Below are 15187 nucleotides of genomic sequence, written 5' to 3'. Positions count from 1 at the left end.
AAAAGACGCCCGGACGGCAAGGTTCCGGGCGGATGGCATTCAAGACAAGAGGCAACTTCATGGCCGACAAACCCTCCGTTCTGCGCGAAACCGACGATGATGCGCGCAAGCTTGCCCGCATCATCCTGCGCTCCGCGCGGAGTGCCGCCATCGCGGTGATCGAGCCGGACAGCGACGGTTTTCCCTTTGTCAGCCGCGTGCTCCTCGGCATCGATACCGACGGCACACCGGTCATCCTGGTTTCCGCCTTGTCGGCCCACACGCAGGCTTTGTCCACGGACCAGCGCTGCTCGCTGTTGACGGGTGAAATCGGCAAGGGCGATCCCCTCGCCCATGCCCGGCTGACGGTTCAGTGCGAAGCCGGAAAGGTCGATCGCGACAGCGCCGCCCATACGCGCATCCGCGAACGTTTCATCCGCCGCCATCCGAAAGCCCAGCTCTATGTCGACTTTCCCGATTTCGCGTTTTTCCGGCTGACGCCGCTACGGGCCAGCATGAATGGCGGCTTTGGCCGGGCTTATGTGCTCACCGGCGAGGATCTGATGATCCGTTCTCCCGCGATCGAGGATCTTGCCGCGATGGAGCCGGGCGCCATCGATCACATGAATTCCGACCATGCCGATGCGGCAAGCAAGTACGCCCAGCTCTATTGCAAGGCAAAAGGAAGCGACTGGCGAATCTGTGGTCTTGATGCCGGCGGGGTCGATCTGGCGTCGGGCGATCAACTCAAACGACTGGAATATGATGCACAACTGCAATCAAAAGGGGAATTACGGCCCACACTGGTAAAACTTTACCGTTAAATGCTGGCCCTTTTACCCCGATTTCTTGCAGTAGGTAGTTGTCCTTTTATTCATCACGTCTAATTATATGTCATTCACATTCATAACCAAGCGTGATGTGAACTTCGCATGGAGTATGGAATGCAAACGATCTCTGCTCAGAAACACGGCAAGGCTGAAATAGCTGCGGAGTTTCTGTCGGCTATGGCTAATCCAAAGCGTCTGCTGATTCTCAGTTCACTGGTGAACGAGGAAATGGCTGTCGGCGCCTTGGCAAACCAGGTCGGCCTCAGCCAGTCCGCCTTGTCGCAACATCTCTCGAAATTGCGTGCCCAAAATCTGGTCACCACCCGTAGGGATGCCCAGACTATCTATTATTCAAGTTCTTCAGATGCAGTCCTGAGAGTGCTAAAAACACTCAAGGAAATCTACGGCGAAGAAGCCAGCGCAACCGAACAGGTCGCGCAACGCCGTACAGCCTGATACAGATCGGGGCCGCTTGTCGGCCCCAGTCTTGTTTATTGCCCCGCTGGACGTTCCGCGCGGGATCGATCAGCACGCCCCTTGTTTCGATGCAGGATAACCTCCGTACCAACGGCCATCTGGTCATGGCGCCGCACTCCTTTGGTTTTGCGACAACATCACCCTTGCGGAAATGCAGCGGTTGAAGGCCGCCATGATTCAGGCGGCGGCCCTAACGTTTACGCGTCTTTGAGACTTGGCATGCAGTATCCCCCTCATGACAATGACAGCCAATGATCAGCCGCCCAACGCACCCCTCAGATGGGCTGTACTGGGAACGGGCAGCATCGCCGCTACATTTGCCCAAGATATCATGCTGACCGCCAACGCGAAGCTGGTCGCCGTGTGCTCGCGGACACAGGAAGCCGCCACCGCGTTTTCACAGCGCTTCGGCGGGCTTCGCATCATTGCCGGCATCGATTCCCTCGCCGCCGATCCGTTGATCGACGCGGTCTACCTTGCCACCCCAAATACCGCGCACTTCGATCAGGCCCGCATCTTGATGATGGCGGGAAAGCCTGTCCTCATAGAAAAACCGGTCACCATGACCGCCGCGCAGGCGCGGTCTCTTGCCGGACTTTCAGCGCAGTACCAGTGCTTTGCAATGGAAGGCATGTGGCCGCTCTTTCTGCCGGCGTTCGCCCGGATGAGGGAACTCCTCGCCCGCGATACAATCGGCACCATCACCGCCGTCCACGCCGAACTTGCCTACACAAAGGCAGTCGACGGCAATAGCCGCTTTTTCTCCCAAGCGCTTGGCGGTGGCGCGCTTCTTGATCTCGGCGTCTACCCGATCGCGTTGACGCTGGCGTTATTCGGCTTCCCCCGCAAAGTCACAGGACAGTGGCAAGAAGCATCGACCGGTGTCGATATGTCGGCAACGATCAGTCTTGGCTATGACGGTTTCAAGGCATCGCTCTCCTGCGGCTTCGACCGTATAGGAAGCAATCGTTTCATCATTGAGGGAAAAACCGGATGTCTCGTCATCGATGGGCCATTTCTACGGGCAAACCGCATCGTCCTCACAAGAAACCGGATGGCACACCATCTCGCGCTGCCGCCAGGTTCCAGCCGCCTGTCGCGTGCCTTTGGAAAGATTGCCCGCGCCTTGCCCCTGCCCGGCCTGACGGTTCACAAATACGGATTTCCCGGTGACGGCCTCCAGTTTGAAATAGAAGCTGCAAGCACGGCCATATTGGAAGGCCGGCGCGAAGAAACGCGGATACCACTCAGCGCCAGCGCCGAAGCCCTCGGCATCATCGAAACCATCCTCGACCAGCCGCCGTCATAACACGGCTGGTGTGTGGTCCCGCTTGCCGGCGTTGAGCGCAAGCACGATATCCGTCAGATGCAGCGCGGTCTCGCCGGAAAACAACGGCTGTACGCCGCTCCGGATCGCATCCGCCTGCGCTGCAATTCCGCGAACGAAATCGATCTGCGAAGGATAGGCGGGCAGTGTGTTTTTCCCGGCGTGATGTGGATAGGCGACGGGTTTTCCGGCAGTAAGTCGAAACGGAAACTTCCGCTGAAGCTGCCATTCCAGACGGTCGACCAGCCGATGCAGCAGTGGCCGCTTGGCGCCCGCAAGCTCGACATGGATCGGCGAGCGGTTGTCCCAGAGATCCCGCACCACGAGTGTCCCCTTGTCACCGGCAATCGTCAGGGAACGATCCCGTGGCGCGGCCAGCCCGGTTGTCAGACGTGCGACAAGACCCGAGCGGAACGTGAGACAGCCGACGGAAAAGTCCGGGCCAAGCACAAGGCTCTCTGTCCCCGGTCCTTTGTTTGGAAACGTCAGCGCCGAAAATGCCGCGACATTGGCAACGGGTCCAAACAGCGAGACGAGCCAACTCGCCGCATAGCCGGCATGTTCCAGCGTGCAGCCGATTTCGAACTCATGAACAGCCGGCCATTTTGCACCCGAACGACTACGCCATTCCTGCCACTTGTCATGAAAGACCGGACCATCTTCCATTTCGGCATAGGCAAGGCGCGGCGTGCCGATAATGCCCGAAGCAAGAATATCTGCGCAGTGCGCCCGGGCATCGCTGAGTGCATTGGCTGGCGCTCCTGCCAGGACAAGGGCCTTTTCCGCCGAAAGCGCAACCAGTTCGCGCGCCTCGTCGGCTGTCATCGCCAGCGGTTTTTCGCAGTAGACATGCTTGCCGGCCAGCAGCGCCGCCCTGTTGACGGTATAGTGGCTTTCCGGCGTTGTCAGGTTGACGATGATGGTGACGGCGGGGTCGGAAAGCGATTCCGCTTCCGAGGCATAGGGGCGAATCTTCCAGTAGTTGCAAAACTGCTTTAACCGGATGGGATCGCTATCCCAGACACCTGCCAGCCTAAGCTGCGGATGGTTCGCTAGCGTCGTCATGTAGTAGTCGGCGACAAAACCCGTGCCGATAAAAGCGATGTCCGTCTGCCCGCTCATCGCGAATCCGCCAGGAAGGACGCGATATAGACCAGCGGCGCATTCCAGTTGATCGTCATTTCGTTCGTCCCCCAGGACATGATGTCGTCGGCGTAGCAGGTCTGCGGCCAGCATCCCTTGAGGCGTGTCTTGGCGATATCATCGACCAGCGAGGAATTCGGGCCACCGGCCAAAGTGCCGGCGGGCGGATTAGGCAGCGCATTGTCGACCTGATGCGCATACCAGCGGCTATGCTGGTTCTTTGAAAAGACACTGCCGTAGCCGGTCACATAGGATATGTTCATGGCATTGCGCCCGAACAGATAGTCCATGCTTTCCCGCACGCTGTTGAGAAGCGCCTGCTCACCCGTCAGATCGTACCCGGCCGAAACGACGATCATGTTCTGAAGAATGAGCTGGTTCGAGCCCCAGTCGTAGCGATTGCCGGCCGGACGGTAGATGTGCCCGAACGGTTCCTTCTGCTGCAGGCCGACAAAGTTCTTGGCGGCAGAGACCACCGAGGCCTGGATCATGGCCCTGTCGTCTTCCGGAAGATTGTCGCCATAGAGCGCGAGGTCCAGCCGGGCAAGGCCGGCCACATTGCGCCAGTGAAAAGCGCCAAGGGCGGGAAAGACAGGTTCTGCCCAGAAGGACGAAGATTTTAACGTCGTGAGGTAGCCTGCGTCTCCGGTGGTGATGTAAAGCTCGGCGGCGGCCCAGTAGGTCTCGTCGGTAACATCGGTGTCGCCATAGTCGCCACCGCCCTGCAACCCATCCGAATCCGGCGCAAACAAAACCGGATTGGAGGCTGCGGCCAACCAGGCCTTTTGCGCGGCGGCCAGCAACCGCTTCGAAAACGCTTCGTCATAGGGTGCAAAAAGCCGTGCACCCTGCGCCGCAGCGGCTGCAAGGTTGAGCGTCGCAGCTGTCGATGGGCGATGCAGTGCCCGCAGTTCCGGATCGAGATGCGGCAGCATCGGGACGGCAGTCCACTTGGTATCATGAACCTTGTGATGGACCATGCCCGCGAGCGGCTGCCCGTCGGGCACCATCATCTTCATGAGGAATTCCAGCTCCCAACGCGCTTCGTCGAGAATATCCGGAACACCATTGCCGTTTTCCGGAATGCGCGACAGGCTGTCGCTCATCACCGGCGACGCGCCCTTACCGTATTTCAAACCGCGCTCGAACGTGCCGAGCAGCTGCGCCACCGCAATGCCGCCATTGACCACATATTTTCCCTGATCGCCGGCATCATACCAGCCGCCCGAAACATCCAGCGTGTAGTCGCAGGTCCAGTCCTTGCCATAGAGTTTGGTGGCGACCTTGCCGGTCAGGCAGGTTACCTGCGTATCCCCCCGGTTGGGGCTGTCTTGAACGTGCCCAGCGGGGCGGGCATAGGCATCACCGGCAATATCCCCCTTGATTTCGATACCGCTGCGCTGCGGGTAGAACCATGACAACGCATCGACGCGCAATTTGCCGTAGAGATCATGACCGACGGAGAAGGGATAGCTCGTCTTGCCGCTGACAACGAGCCGATACCCCTCTCCTGCCGTCGCGAAAGCCGAGAAGTCGGCGATCTGCGTCTCGCTGCCAACCGTGGCATCGAAACCCGCCGGTGCCGTCAGCCCTTCGCCGACCATCACGCCATCGGCATCCTCAAGTTTGAACGCCAGAGGCTCAGCCGAATCCGACACGATCGTCGCCCGCTTCGGCCCGTCGAGAAAATAACCAGTCTGGTTAACCAAAGCCGGCAGGTCTCGGCGGACATTTTTTTCCTTCGCCTCGACCTCTTCAGCCGTGGCCTCCCGTACGACGACGTCATCCAGGCAAAGCCGCCAGGACTTCTTAGCCCCGCCGAGCTGCAAGATGATCTGGGCCGGCTCCGCTTCCGACGCTGTAAACACCGAGGAAAATTCGGTTTTTCCTGCCTTGACCGTCGCATCGAAAGACGCCTGCGCCGTCCAGGGCTCTATATTACGCTGGATCAGAACTGGAAACGCATGCTCCCCCCTGGCTTCGAAAATCGCCGACAGACGGTAGGGTTTACCCGCGGAAAATTGCAGATCGTTGACGCCGATCAGCCTGTCCCAGGGCTGTCCGCCCGCCTCGACACCGGCACAGAGCCTGCCGCGCTCACGCGATAGCGCAACCCCACCGGCAGCCCAAAAAACGTCCTGTCCCTTTTCAAAGGAACCATCCGCGATCAGGTCTGCGGCTTTTGCCGGACCGGACAGGCAGACGAAAAACGCAAGCACAAGGCAGTTTGGAAATTTCGGCAAGGTTTCAATCCTGAGCCCATGTTTCGGAAACGCGCGCCACTGTCGTTCAAACAGGTTAAACTTCGAAGAAGACAGGGTTGCAAGTCCTGTTTTTCCTCGCGCGCAAGCCGCGACTTGACCGAAAAAGGCGCGCTGATAGTTTGACCATCAGGTAAAGATTCAACCGGAACCTACTGGACTTGGCCGCCAGCGATAAAAACGCCACGGAGAATATGATGTCGAACCGCCTCAATGCCACACCCAATGACCTCAGCGCCTTCTGGATGCCGTTCACAGCCAACCGGCAGTACAAGAAAGAACCGCGCATGTTCGTCAAGGCGAAGGACATGCACTACAAGACCCATGACGGCCGCCAGGTGCTCGACGGCACGGCCGGCCTCTGGTGCGTCAATGCCGGACACTGCCGGCCGCTGATCACCGAAGCCATTCGCGAGCAGGCCGGCGAACTCGATTATGCGCCGGCGTTCCAGCTCGGCCATCCGAAGGCCTTCGAACTGGCAAACCGCCTGATCGATATCGCGCCTGACGGCATGGAGCATGTGCTCTACACCAATTCCGGCTCGGAATCGGTCGAGACGGCGCTGAAGGTGGCGCTTGCCTATCACAAGGTGAAGGGTCAGGGCTCGCGCACCCGTCTGATCGGCCGCGAACGTGGCTATCACGGTGTCAATTTCGGCGGCATCTCTGTTGGCGGCATCGTTTCCAACCGCAAGATGTTCGGGACGCTGCTCTCCGGCGTCGATCACATGCCGCACACCCATCTGCCGGAAAAGAACGCCTTCACCAAGGGCGAGCCGGAACACGGCGCCGATCTCGCGACCGAATTGGAACGCATCGTCACGCTGCATGACGCCTCGACCATCGCCGCCGTCATCGTCGAGCCGGTTGCCGGATCCACCGGCGTCCTCATCCCGCCGAAGGGCTACCTGCAGAAGCTGCGTGATATCTGCACCAAGCACGGCATCCTGTTGATCTTCGACGAAGTCATCACCGGCTATGGCCGTCTCGGCACGCCGTTCGCAGCCCAGTATTTCGACGTGATGCCGGACATGATCGTCACGGCCAAGGGCCTGACCAACGGTGTCATCCCGATGGGTGCCGTCTTCGTCACCGCAGAAATCCATGATGCCTTCATGAGCGGCCCGGAGCACATGATCGAGTTCTTCCATGGCTACACCTATTCCGGCAACCCGATCGCCTGCGCCGCAGCGCTTGGCACCCTCGACACCTACCGTGATGAAGGCCTGCTCACCCGTGGCGCCGAGCTTGCGTCCTACTGGGGCGATGCGCTGCATTCGCTGCGCGATTGCCCCCACGTGATCGACATCCGCAATATTGGCCTGATTGGCGCGATCGAGCTGGCGCCGATCGCCGGAGAGCCGACAAAACGGGCCTTCTCCGCCTTCCTCAAGGCCTACGAGAGCGGTTACCTGATCCGCACCACCGGCGACATCATCGCCCTTTCACCACCGCTGATCATCACCAAGGCTGAGATCGACGAACTGGTGGATGGTATCCGCAAGGTGCTGATCGCCAACGCATAAACCAACAATTTTCGATCGTGAACAATACTGAAACGGGGCCGGGACCCATGTCCCGGCCCCGTTTGGCGTCATATCTGAACAATTATTTTGCACATTGCCCAAAAAATCACCTTGCGGAATCCTGGTGAGCTTCATAGACGAGAAGCATGGGATCGATCCGTTCACAGAAGACGGACAACTCAACGGAACTGGAGTTGCTTTTCGGCTGGCAGGTTTCACCCTCCCGGCCCGGCAACCGAAGCGCTGGCACTGCGGGGAACCAACCCACCAAAGGAGAAGCAAGATGAACTTCAAGACATTGACGGGCGCTACCTTCGCAGCCTCGCTGGCCTTTGCGCCGCTGGCGCATGCAGAGATCGTGATCGGCCTGATCGCGCCGCTAACCGGCCCCGTCGCCGCCTACGGCGACCAGGTTAAGAACGGTGCACAGGTTGCCGTTGATCAGATCAACAAGAACGGCGGCATTCTCGGCGAACAGGTCGTGCTGAAGCTGGCCGACGACGCCGGCGAACCCAAGCAGGGTGTTTCGGCAGCAAACCAGATCGTTGGCGAAGGCATCCGCTTTGTCGTCGGCCCGGTCACGTCAGGCGTTGCCATGCCGGCATCCGACGTGCTGGCCGAAAACGGCATCCTGATGGTCACGCCGACCGCAACGACACCGGACCTCACCAAGCGTGGCCTCGCCACCATCCTGCGCACCTGCGGCCGTGACGACCAGCAGGCGGAAGTCGCCGCTGCCTATGTCCTGAAGCAGTTCAAGGACAAGCGCATCGGCATCCTCAACGACAAGGGCGCCTACGGCAAGGGTCTCGCCGACGCCTTCAAGGCAACGCTGAATGCCGGTGGCGTCACCGAAGTATTCAACGATTCCCTGACACCGGGCGACAAGGACCTGAGCGCGCTTACCACCCGTCTGAAGGCTGAAAAGGTCGACGTCCTCTATTTCGGCGGCTACCACCCGGAAGCCGGTCTTCTGGTGCGCCAGTTGCATGATATCGGAGCTCCGATCCAGATCATCGGCGGCGACGGCCTCTCCAACACCGAATTCTGGGCCATCGGTGCAGACGCCGGTGCAGGTACGGTCTTCACCAATGCTGCCGACGCTTTGAAGAACGACAGCTCGAAGGCTGCCGTTGCAGCGCTTCAGGCCGCCAACATCCCACCGGAAGCTTTTACGCTCAACGCCTATGCAGCGGTTGAAGTGATCAAGGCCGGCATCGAGAAGGCTGGCAGTGCAGAAGATGCCGCAGCCGTTACCGCCGCCCTGAAATCCGGCGAACCGATCAAGACCGCCATCGGCGACGTCACCTATGGCGAAACCGGCGACCTCACCTCGCAGAGCTTCTCGCTCTACAAGTGGGAAAACGGCAAGATCGTCTCTGCCGAGTAAGCAGAGCGACCCATGACGGATCGGGCGCTTCGGCGCCCGATTTCATTTGTGGTGGCCGGTTCAGATGCGGGTCCGCCACCCACAACGGCGACCATCGATTTTCCGCACCCTGGGTATGCAATGGCGGTAATCAGCCTCTATGCTCCGGGCGAACAACATTTTCAGACAAGCATCCAGAAGGCAGAACCCCGTGAGCGAAAAACTTGAACAGCTGATTGATCAGGGCACTGGCCGCATTCCCGCCGATATCGTGCTCAAGGGCGGACGCTTCTTCGATCTGGTCACCGGCGATCTCGTCGCTTCCGACATCGCTATCTGCGGCGATCGCATCGTCGGCACCTACGGTAACTATAGCGGCACCACCGAAATCGATATTACCGGCAGGATCGTCGTGCCGGGCTTCATCGACACGCATCTGCATATCGAATCGTCGCTGGTCACGCCGCATGAATTCGACCGCTGCGTCCTGCCCTATGGCGTCACCACCGTGATCTGCGATCCGCACGAGATCGCCAATGTGCTGGGCACCGAAGGCATCCAGTACTTCCTCGATTCGGCCCGCGAGACGATCATGGACATCCGCGTGCAGCTCTCGAGCTGCGTGCCGGCGACCCATCTGGAAACCTCCGGCGCCAACCTGCCGATCGAAAAGCTTTTGCCGTTCCGCGACCACGAGAAAGTCATTGGCCTGGCGGAATTCATGAATTTCCCGGGCGTCATCCACAAGGATCCGGTCTGCCTTGCCAAGCTAGAGGCCTTCCAGGGCGGTCATATCGACGGACATGCGCCGCTGTTGAGCGGCCTTGATCTCAATGGCTACCTTTCGGCCGGCATCCGTACCGATCACGAATGCACCACGGCGACTGAGGCGCTGGAAAAGATCCGGAAAGGCATGCACATCCTCGTGCGCGAAGGCTCCGTCTCCAAGGATCTGCACGCGCTGATGCCGATCTTGACCGAGCGCCTGTCGCCGTTCCTGGCGCTCTGCACCGACGACCGCAATCCCCTCGATATCGCCGAGGAAGGCCATCTCGACTACATGATCCGCGAAGCGATCGCTCAAGGGGTCGAGCCGCTCGCCGTCTACCGCGCCGCCTCGATCTCGGCCGCCCGCGCCTTCGGTCTTCGCGACCGTGGCCTGGTCGCACCCGGCTGGCGCGCCGATCTTGTGGTCGTCGATAGCCTCGAAAACTGCAAAGCCGGAATGGTGTTTGCCGGTGGCCGTCTCGTCGATGACGCGCTGTTTGCCACCCGCCGCCCGGTCGCACCGGTTGGCTTGGACAGCGTCAAGGCCGGCCACATCAATGCCGCCGATTTCGGCGTACCCTATGCCGAGGGGGAAACCTCCGTCATCGGCGTGCTGCCCGGCAAGATCATTACCGAACACCGGCGCTACAAGCTGCCGGCATCCGGCAATCAGGCCGGCGTCGATCTTGGCCGCGACATCATCAAGGTCGCCGTCATCGAGCGCCACGGCATCAACGGCAATCATGCCAATGGCTTCGTTCAGGGTTTTGGGCTGAAGACGGGCGCCATTGCCTCCACCGTCGGTCATGACAGCCACAATATCTGCGTCGTCGGCGTCAACGAGGACGACATGGCGCTGGCCGCCAACCGGCTCGGCCAGATCAAGGGCGGCTTCGTCGTCGTCGAGGACGGCAAGATCACCGGCGAAATCTCGCTGCCGGTCGCCGGCCTGATGAGCCTTGAACCGTATGAAAGCGTGCGCGACACGCTGCATCATCTGCGCCAGGCGGCCTTTGCGCTCGGGGCAACGCTGCAGGAGCCATTTTTGCAGCTGGCGTTCCTGCCCCTGCCGGTCATTCCGCATCTGAAGATTTCGGATATGGGGCTGGTGGATGTCGACAAGTTCGTGCTGATCGGATGAGAGCCCGATAACTCTCTAATCCTGCGTTTCGCCGGAAAGCGGCGTCTTTATCATCGACGACCGCTGCGCAAACGCATCGAACCAGCGGGTGAGATTGGCATGCCCGCGAAAGGACGGAAGGTAGCGGAAGGCGAGCCAGTCCAGCGTCGTTGCAATGGCGATATGGCCGATATGCAAGGCCTCGTCGCCCTGGATTTCCCGGTCCAGCCAACGATAGCTTTCGGCGAGCTTTCGCTCATAGCCGGCCTGCAGTTCCGGATAGCGCAGATGCTCGGGGCGGCGTGCCGTTTCCCAGCGAATGCCGATGCCCGCATAGGCCATGTCCTGCGCCAGGGCCTGCAAGCGCAACGCCGCCCATCTGCGCTCGGTGTCTTCGGGGAAAAGCGATGGGCCTTTGTGCAGCGTATCGAAATAAGCGCAGATGACGTCGGAATCAAACAGCGGCGACAGGCCGTCGCGCAGCAGAACCGGCACCTTTCCGAGCGGATTGCTGTTGAAAACCATGGCATTGGCATTTGTCGGACTGGTTTCGTGATGCTCGACAACCAACTGATCGGCAATGCCCACCTCATGAGCAAAGACCAGCGTCTTGCGGGTGAAGGGCGAATGGGTCTGTTAGGGGAGCTTCATTTGCATCAATCCCACGGCACAAAAATAGAACCGGAAGGTCCCGGATCATCCACTCCGGTTATAAGGCACCACAACGCCGTTTCACCGCGATAGGTCATTCCAGATCGCTTTTTTCCCGCGCAATATGCTTGTAATATGCCTGCATGAACCTCGACCGCTTCGACCGACATTTGCTCAACCTGGTGCAGCAAGATGCATCCCAGACCGCCGAACAGCTTGCTGCAACGGTACCGCTCTCCGTTTCCGCGATCCAGCGCCGGCTGAAACGCCTGCGCGAAACGGGGATTATCCAGCGGGACATTGCCGTCGTTGACCCCAAACAGGTGGGGCGGCCGACATTCTTCATCGTCGCTCTGGATGTCGAACGGGAGCGACCGGAACTGCTGGCCCAGTTGCGCCGCTGGCTGGCAAACGAGCCGATGATCCAGCAGGCCTTCTACATCACCGGCGGATCGGACTTCGTGCTGATCGTCACGGCACCCGATGTCGATGCCTATGATGCGCTGATGTCCCGGCTGATCGCCGACAACGCCAATATCCGCCGCTTCACCACCAATGTTGCGCTTGGCGTCATCAAACGCGGACTTGTCATTCCCGTTGCCCTGGACGAGGGCTAGCCACGAAATTGCGGCTTTGCTGCACTTGTCCGGAATTTACGCGGTTTGACCGCAGCGCGACCCGTCATATTTTCCCCCATGACACATTTTCATCTCCCAATTCCCGCCACCGCAACGGCGCTTTCAGATTGCCCGGCACTGGCACGCCGCGCCGGTGTCGGCCGCGTTCTCGTTAAGGTGGAGGGCGGCCGGCCGTTTGGGAACTTCAAGATTCTCGGCGGCATGACGGCAGCGCTGCGCGCTTTGTCCCGCATCACCAGAACGCCTGTTGCGCAATTGCCTACTCACCGCGACCTGCCGCGCCTGATCTGCGCCAGCGACGGAAACCATGGGCTGGCCGTCGCGGCAGCGGCCAAGATCGCCGGCGCGCCCGCGACGATCTATCTGCACCATGGCGTACCCCGGTCGCGGGCAGACCGCATTATTGCCCTTGGCGCGTCGGTCTACTGGATCGCAGGAACCTATGATCATGCGGTGGATGCCGCCCTCGAGGCGGCGCGGATCGACGGTATTCTCGTGCCGGACACCAGTTCGGATATAAATGATCCGATCGTCCGGGATGTGATGTCCGGTTACGCAACGATGACTGACGAAATCGCTGTTCAACTCGCGGAAAGCGCGATCGCCGTCTCCCATCAGTTCATTCAGGCTGGCGTGGGCGGCCTTGCCGCCGCCATGGCGCAAGGCCTACCGAAGGCAAAGCTTGCCATTGTCGAGCCGGAAAATGCGGCCTGCGTCGCCCCTGCCCTCGCGGCCGGTCGCGTGGTTCGCATCGAAAGTTCATTGCACACATGCGCGGAGATGCTCGCCTGCGGCGAGGCGTCAGCACCAGCGTTGGCGATTTTTCAGCGGCACAACCCCTTGCCCGTCCTTGCAAGCGAAGCCGGGCTTTTGCAAGCGGCCGAGATCATGCGTCAGGAGGCCGATATCCACACCACCCCGTCCGGCAGCGCCGGTCTGGCGGGATTGCTGCAAGTGGCGCGCCGCGGCGACCTCAGGGAACTGTCGGGTCTTGACCGTTCCAGCACGGTTTTGCTTGTCGCGACGGAAACGCACCCGGATGCCTTCACCCGCGACGTCGTCATCGAGCTCGAAGCTGCCAGTCGTTTTGCAGCAGGCTTCTTCCCGCAGATGGGGCACTGAACAACCTAACGCCGGAGGTTGATGCATAAACCGATAGTCGCCAGTAAGGGACATTCGACAGGAAAGCGTCCTGGTTCTCAGAGGCAGCCCGTGCCTATCCCAGCCGCCCGCAAAACACGTCCATAGCCTCCAGAACGATTTGGCCGTCGACGGTCTGCGGCGCAAACCCCGGCATCGGCAGAACCTCGGCAATCACCACGCCCTTCGGCAGGTCGACCGTTTGCGGGCCACGGTGCAGGTTGAAGATGAACAGCAGCTTCTCGCCGCCTTTTTCCCGCGTGAAAGCCAGGATGTCCTGATTGGTTTCGAGGAATGTCATCGCGCCGTCGAGCAGCGGCGCATGCGCCTTTCTGAAGGCCAGCGTCTGCCGGTAGTGATCGAGAACTGACCCCGTGCCCGCCTGCTGATCGGCAGCGAACGGCAGATGTTCGGCGGGCACCGGCAACCACGGTTTGGCACTGGAGAAACCGGCATGATCAGCCGCCTTTTCCCAGACCATCGGCGTACGGCATCCATCCCGCCCCTTGAAGGCGGGCCAGAATCGGATGCCGTAGGGATCACGCAAGTCCGCCAGTTCGAGTTCGGCTTCCGGCAGCGCCAGTTCCTCGCCCTGATAGAGGCAGATCGAGCCGCGCAGCGCTGAAAGCACCGAGATCGCCAGTTTGGCAACCCGCTCGCGCTCCTCGGCCGTTTGCGTGAACCGGCTGATATGACGCGTGACGTCGTGGTTGGAAAAAGCCCAGCACACCCAGCCATCGGTGACCGCATCCTGAAAGGCCTGAACGCAGCGGCGAATATGGGTGGCGGTGAAATCCGGCCCCAAAAGGTCGAACGTGTAGCACATATGCAGCTTGTCGCCGCCGCCGGTGTAGGCGGCCACCGTCTTCAGCGAACGTGCGCCATCGCCGACTTCGCCGACCGACGCCCGATCGCCGAACTCGTCGAGCAGGGCGCGAAACCGCTGCAGGAAACCGATATTTTCCGGCTGCGTCTTGTCGTAGAGATGGTTCTGCATGCCGTAGGGATTGACGTCGGGCGCATCCAGGCCGATCGCGTCGGGATCGTAGACCAGCGGCGGATTATCGCGCAGTTCCTTGTCGTGGAAATAGAAATTCACCGTGTCGAGCCGGAAACCATCGACGCCGCGCTTCAACCAGAAACGCACGGTCTCCAGAAGCGCCTCCTGCACATCCGGATTGTGGAAATTGAGGTCCGGCTGCGAGCCCAGGAAATTGTGCATGTAATACTGCTTGCGCACGCCGTCCCATTCCCAGCCCGGCCCGCCGAAGATCGACATCCAGTTGTTCGGCGCCGTTCCATCCGGTTTCGGATCGGCCCAGACATACCAGTCGGCTTTCGGGTTGGTGCGATCCGAGCGGCTCTCCTTGAACCAGGGGTGCTGGTCGGACGTGTGCGAAATCACCTGGTCGATGATGATCTTGATGCCGAGCTGGTGCGCTTTCTTCAGCAGGGCGTCGAAATCGGCAAGTGTGCCGAATATCGGATCGACATCGCAATAATCCGAAACGTCGTAGCCCATGTCGGCCATCGGCGAGGTGAAGAAGGGCGACAGCCAGATGGCGTCGACACCGAGGCCGGCTATATGCGGCAGCCGCTGCGTCACCCCCTTGAGGTCGCCCAGGCCATCCCCCTTGGTGTCCTTGAAAGAGCGCGGATAGACCTGATAGATCACCGCGCCGCGCCACCAATCGGGATTGGACTTCAAGGGAGATGCCATCAAAAAACTCCACGATCACAAGGATATGCTGAAAGATGTATCGTTGCTGCAGGAGCGAGTAAACGCCCTTCCCGGCCGTTTGCGGCGATTGACCGGCTGCGATGCAAAAATGATGATTCAAGGCATGGCTGTAGGCCAGCTTTACTGGGACCCCATATGAACCACCGCGATGACGGCATCCGCTTGCCTTCGGCGCCGGTAAGCCGTATCTCCGCTGTCGCAAGGACGTGAAGAGCGG

The 15187-nt window shown here is 60.3% G+C and carries 11 protein-coding genes and 1 pseudogene; 8 read left to right on the top strand and 4 right to left on the bottom strand.

Going from position 1 to position 15187, the window contains the following annotated elements:
* The first annotated feature begins 59 nt into the window (after positions 1 to 59).
* The 3 genes from ACP7E0_RS00605 (at position 60) to ACP7E0_RS00595 (ending at position 2595) form a co-directional block, all read left to right on the top strand.
* The gene (locus ACP7E0_RS00605) at positions 60 to 803 is read left to right on the top strand and encodes a HugZ family protein (RefSeq protein WP_426122289.1); all 744 of its coding nucleotides are present in this window, start codon (positions 60 to 62) and stop codon (positions 801 to 803) included.
* A gap of 120 nt (positions 804 to 923) precedes the next feature.
* Positions 924 to 1265, top strand: coding sequence for a metalloregulator ArsR/SmtB family transcription factor (locus tag ACP7E0_RS00600; RefSeq protein WP_113312780.1), 342 nt, complete (start codon positions 924 to 926; stop codon positions 1263 to 1265).
* A gap of 256 nt (positions 1266 to 1521) precedes the next feature.
* Positions 1522 to 2595: a Gfo/Idh/MocA family protein gene (locus ACP7E0_RS00595; RefSeq protein ID WP_426122288.1), complete on the top strand. Its 1074-nt coding sequence runs from the start codon at positions 1522 to 1524 to the stop codon at positions 2593 to 2595.
* Here the strand turns inward: ACP7E0_RS00595 and ACP7E0_RS00590 are convergent.
* Together ACP7E0_RS00590 and ACP7E0_RS00585 are read right to left on the bottom strand one after the other, a co-directional pair.
* A complete protein-coding gene (locus ACP7E0_RS00590; protein ID WP_426122287.1) occupies positions 2590 to 3735 on the bottom strand; it encodes a Gfo/Idh/MocA family protein in 1146 nt (381 codons plus the stop codon). The genes ACP7E0_RS00595 and ACP7E0_RS00590 overlap by 6 nt on opposite strands.
* A complete protein-coding gene (locus tag ACP7E0_RS00585; protein ID WP_426122285.1) occupies positions 3732 to 5999 on the bottom strand; it encodes a glycoside hydrolase family 9 protein in 2268 nt (755 codons plus the stop codon). Before ACP7E0_RS00585 ends, ACP7E0_RS00590 begins: the two co-directional genes overlap by 4 nt.
* Positions 6000 to 6214: 215 nt before the next feature.
* Between ACP7E0_RS00585 and ACP7E0_RS00580 the strand changes: the two genes are divergently transcribed.
* From ACP7E0_RS00580 to ade, 3 genes are all read left to right on the top strand, one after another.
* Positions 6215 to 7543 (top strand): aspartate aminotransferase family protein, encoded by a 1329-nt coding sequence (locus tag ACP7E0_RS00580; RefSeq protein WP_426123004.1) that lies wholly within the window; start codon positions 6215 to 6217, stop codon positions 7541 to 7543.
* 283 nt (positions 7544 to 7826) lie between these two features.
* Positions 7827 to 8933 carry a branched-chain amino acid ABC transporter substrate-binding protein gene (locus tag ACP7E0_RS00575; protein ID WP_426122283.1) on the top strand — a complete coding sequence of 369 codons (1107 nt, stop codon included), beginning with the start codon at positions 7827 to 7829 and terminating at the stop codon, positions 8931 to 8933.
* Positions 8934 to 9123: 190 nt separating this feature from the next.
* The gene (ade, locus tag ACP7E0_RS00570) at positions 9124 to 10821 is read left to right on the top strand and encodes an adenine deaminase (protein WP_426122282.1); all 1698 of its coding nucleotides are present in this window, start codon (positions 9124 to 9126) and stop codon (positions 10819 to 10821) included.
* A 15-nt stretch (positions 10822 to 10836) separates the two neighbouring features.
* On the opposite strand, the pseudogene ACP7E0_RS00565 reads toward ade, so the two are convergent.
* Positions 10837 to 11436 (bottom strand): annotated as a pseudogene (locus tag ACP7E0_RS00565) (glutathione S-transferase family protein); the annotation flags it as partial.
* 158 nt (positions 11437 to 11594) lie between these two features.
* Between ACP7E0_RS00565 and ACP7E0_RS00560 the strand changes: the two are divergent.
* Positions 11595 to 12068: an Lrp/AsnC family transcriptional regulator gene (locus tag ACP7E0_RS00560; RefSeq protein WP_426122281.1), complete on the top strand. Its 474-nt coding sequence runs from the start codon at positions 11595 to 11597 to the stop codon at positions 12066 to 12068.
* Positions 12069 to 12146: 78 nt separating this feature from the next.
* Entirely contained in the window at positions 12147 to 13211 is a 1065-nt protein-coding gene (locus tag ACP7E0_RS00555; protein ID WP_426122280.1) for a pyridoxal-phosphate dependent enzyme, read from the top strand.
* 94 nt (positions 13212 to 13305) lie between these two features.
* Here ACP7E0_RS00555 and ACP7E0_RS00550 read toward each other — a convergent pair whose 3' ends face one another.
* Positions 13306 to 14949, bottom strand: coding sequence for an alpha-glucosidase family protein (locus ACP7E0_RS00550; protein ID WP_426122279.1), 1644 nt, complete (start codon positions 14947 to 14949; stop codon positions 13306 to 13308).
* Positions 14950 to 15187 lie beyond the last annotated feature (238 nt).

It is taken from the genome of Pararhizobium sp. PWRC1-1 (genome assembly GCF_049897905.1).
Lineage (GTDB): Bacteria > Pseudomonadota > Alphaproteobacteria > Rhizobiales > Rhizobiaceae > Pararhizobium.
The sequence above is the reverse complement of the archived record's forward strand: the minus strand, read 5'-3'. Positions and strand labels throughout refer to the sequence as shown.

Coding starts and splice junctions, on each gene's coding strand:
- ACP7E0_RS00555 (WP_426122280.1), top strand. CDS start 12,147: ATGACACATTTTCATCTCCCAATTCCCGCCACCGCAACGGCGCTTTCA.
- ACP7E0_RS00605 (WP_426122289.1), top strand. CDS start 60: ATGGCCGACAAACCCTCCGTTCTGCGCGAAACCGACGATGATGCGCGC.
- ACP7E0_RS00600 (WP_113312780.1), top strand. CDS start 924: ATGCAAACGATCTCTGCTCAGAAACACGGCAAGGCTGAAATAGCTGCG.
- ACP7E0_RS00580 (WP_426123004.1), top strand. CDS start 6,215: ATGTCGAACCGCCTCAATGCCACACCCAATGACCTCAGCGCCTTCTGG.
- ACP7E0_RS00560 (WP_426122281.1), top strand. CDS start 11,595: ATGAACCTCGACCGCTTCGACCGACATTTGCTCAACCTGGTGCAGCAA.
- ACP7E0_RS00590 (WP_426122287.1), bottom strand. CDS start 3,735: ATGAGCGGGCAGACGGACATCGCTTTTATCGGCACGGGTTTTGTCGCC.
- ACP7E0_RS00595 (WP_426122288.1), top strand. CDS start 1,522: ATGACAATGACAGCCAATGATCAGCCGCCCAACGCACCCCTCAGATGG.
- ACP7E0_RS00575 (WP_426122283.1), top strand. CDS start 7,827: ATGAACTTCAAGACATTGACGGGCGCTACCTTCGCAGCCTCGCTGGCC.
- ACP7E0_RS00550 (WP_426122279.1), bottom strand. CDS start 14,949: ATGGCATCTCCCTTGAAGTCCAATCCCGATTGGTGGCGCGGCGCGGTG.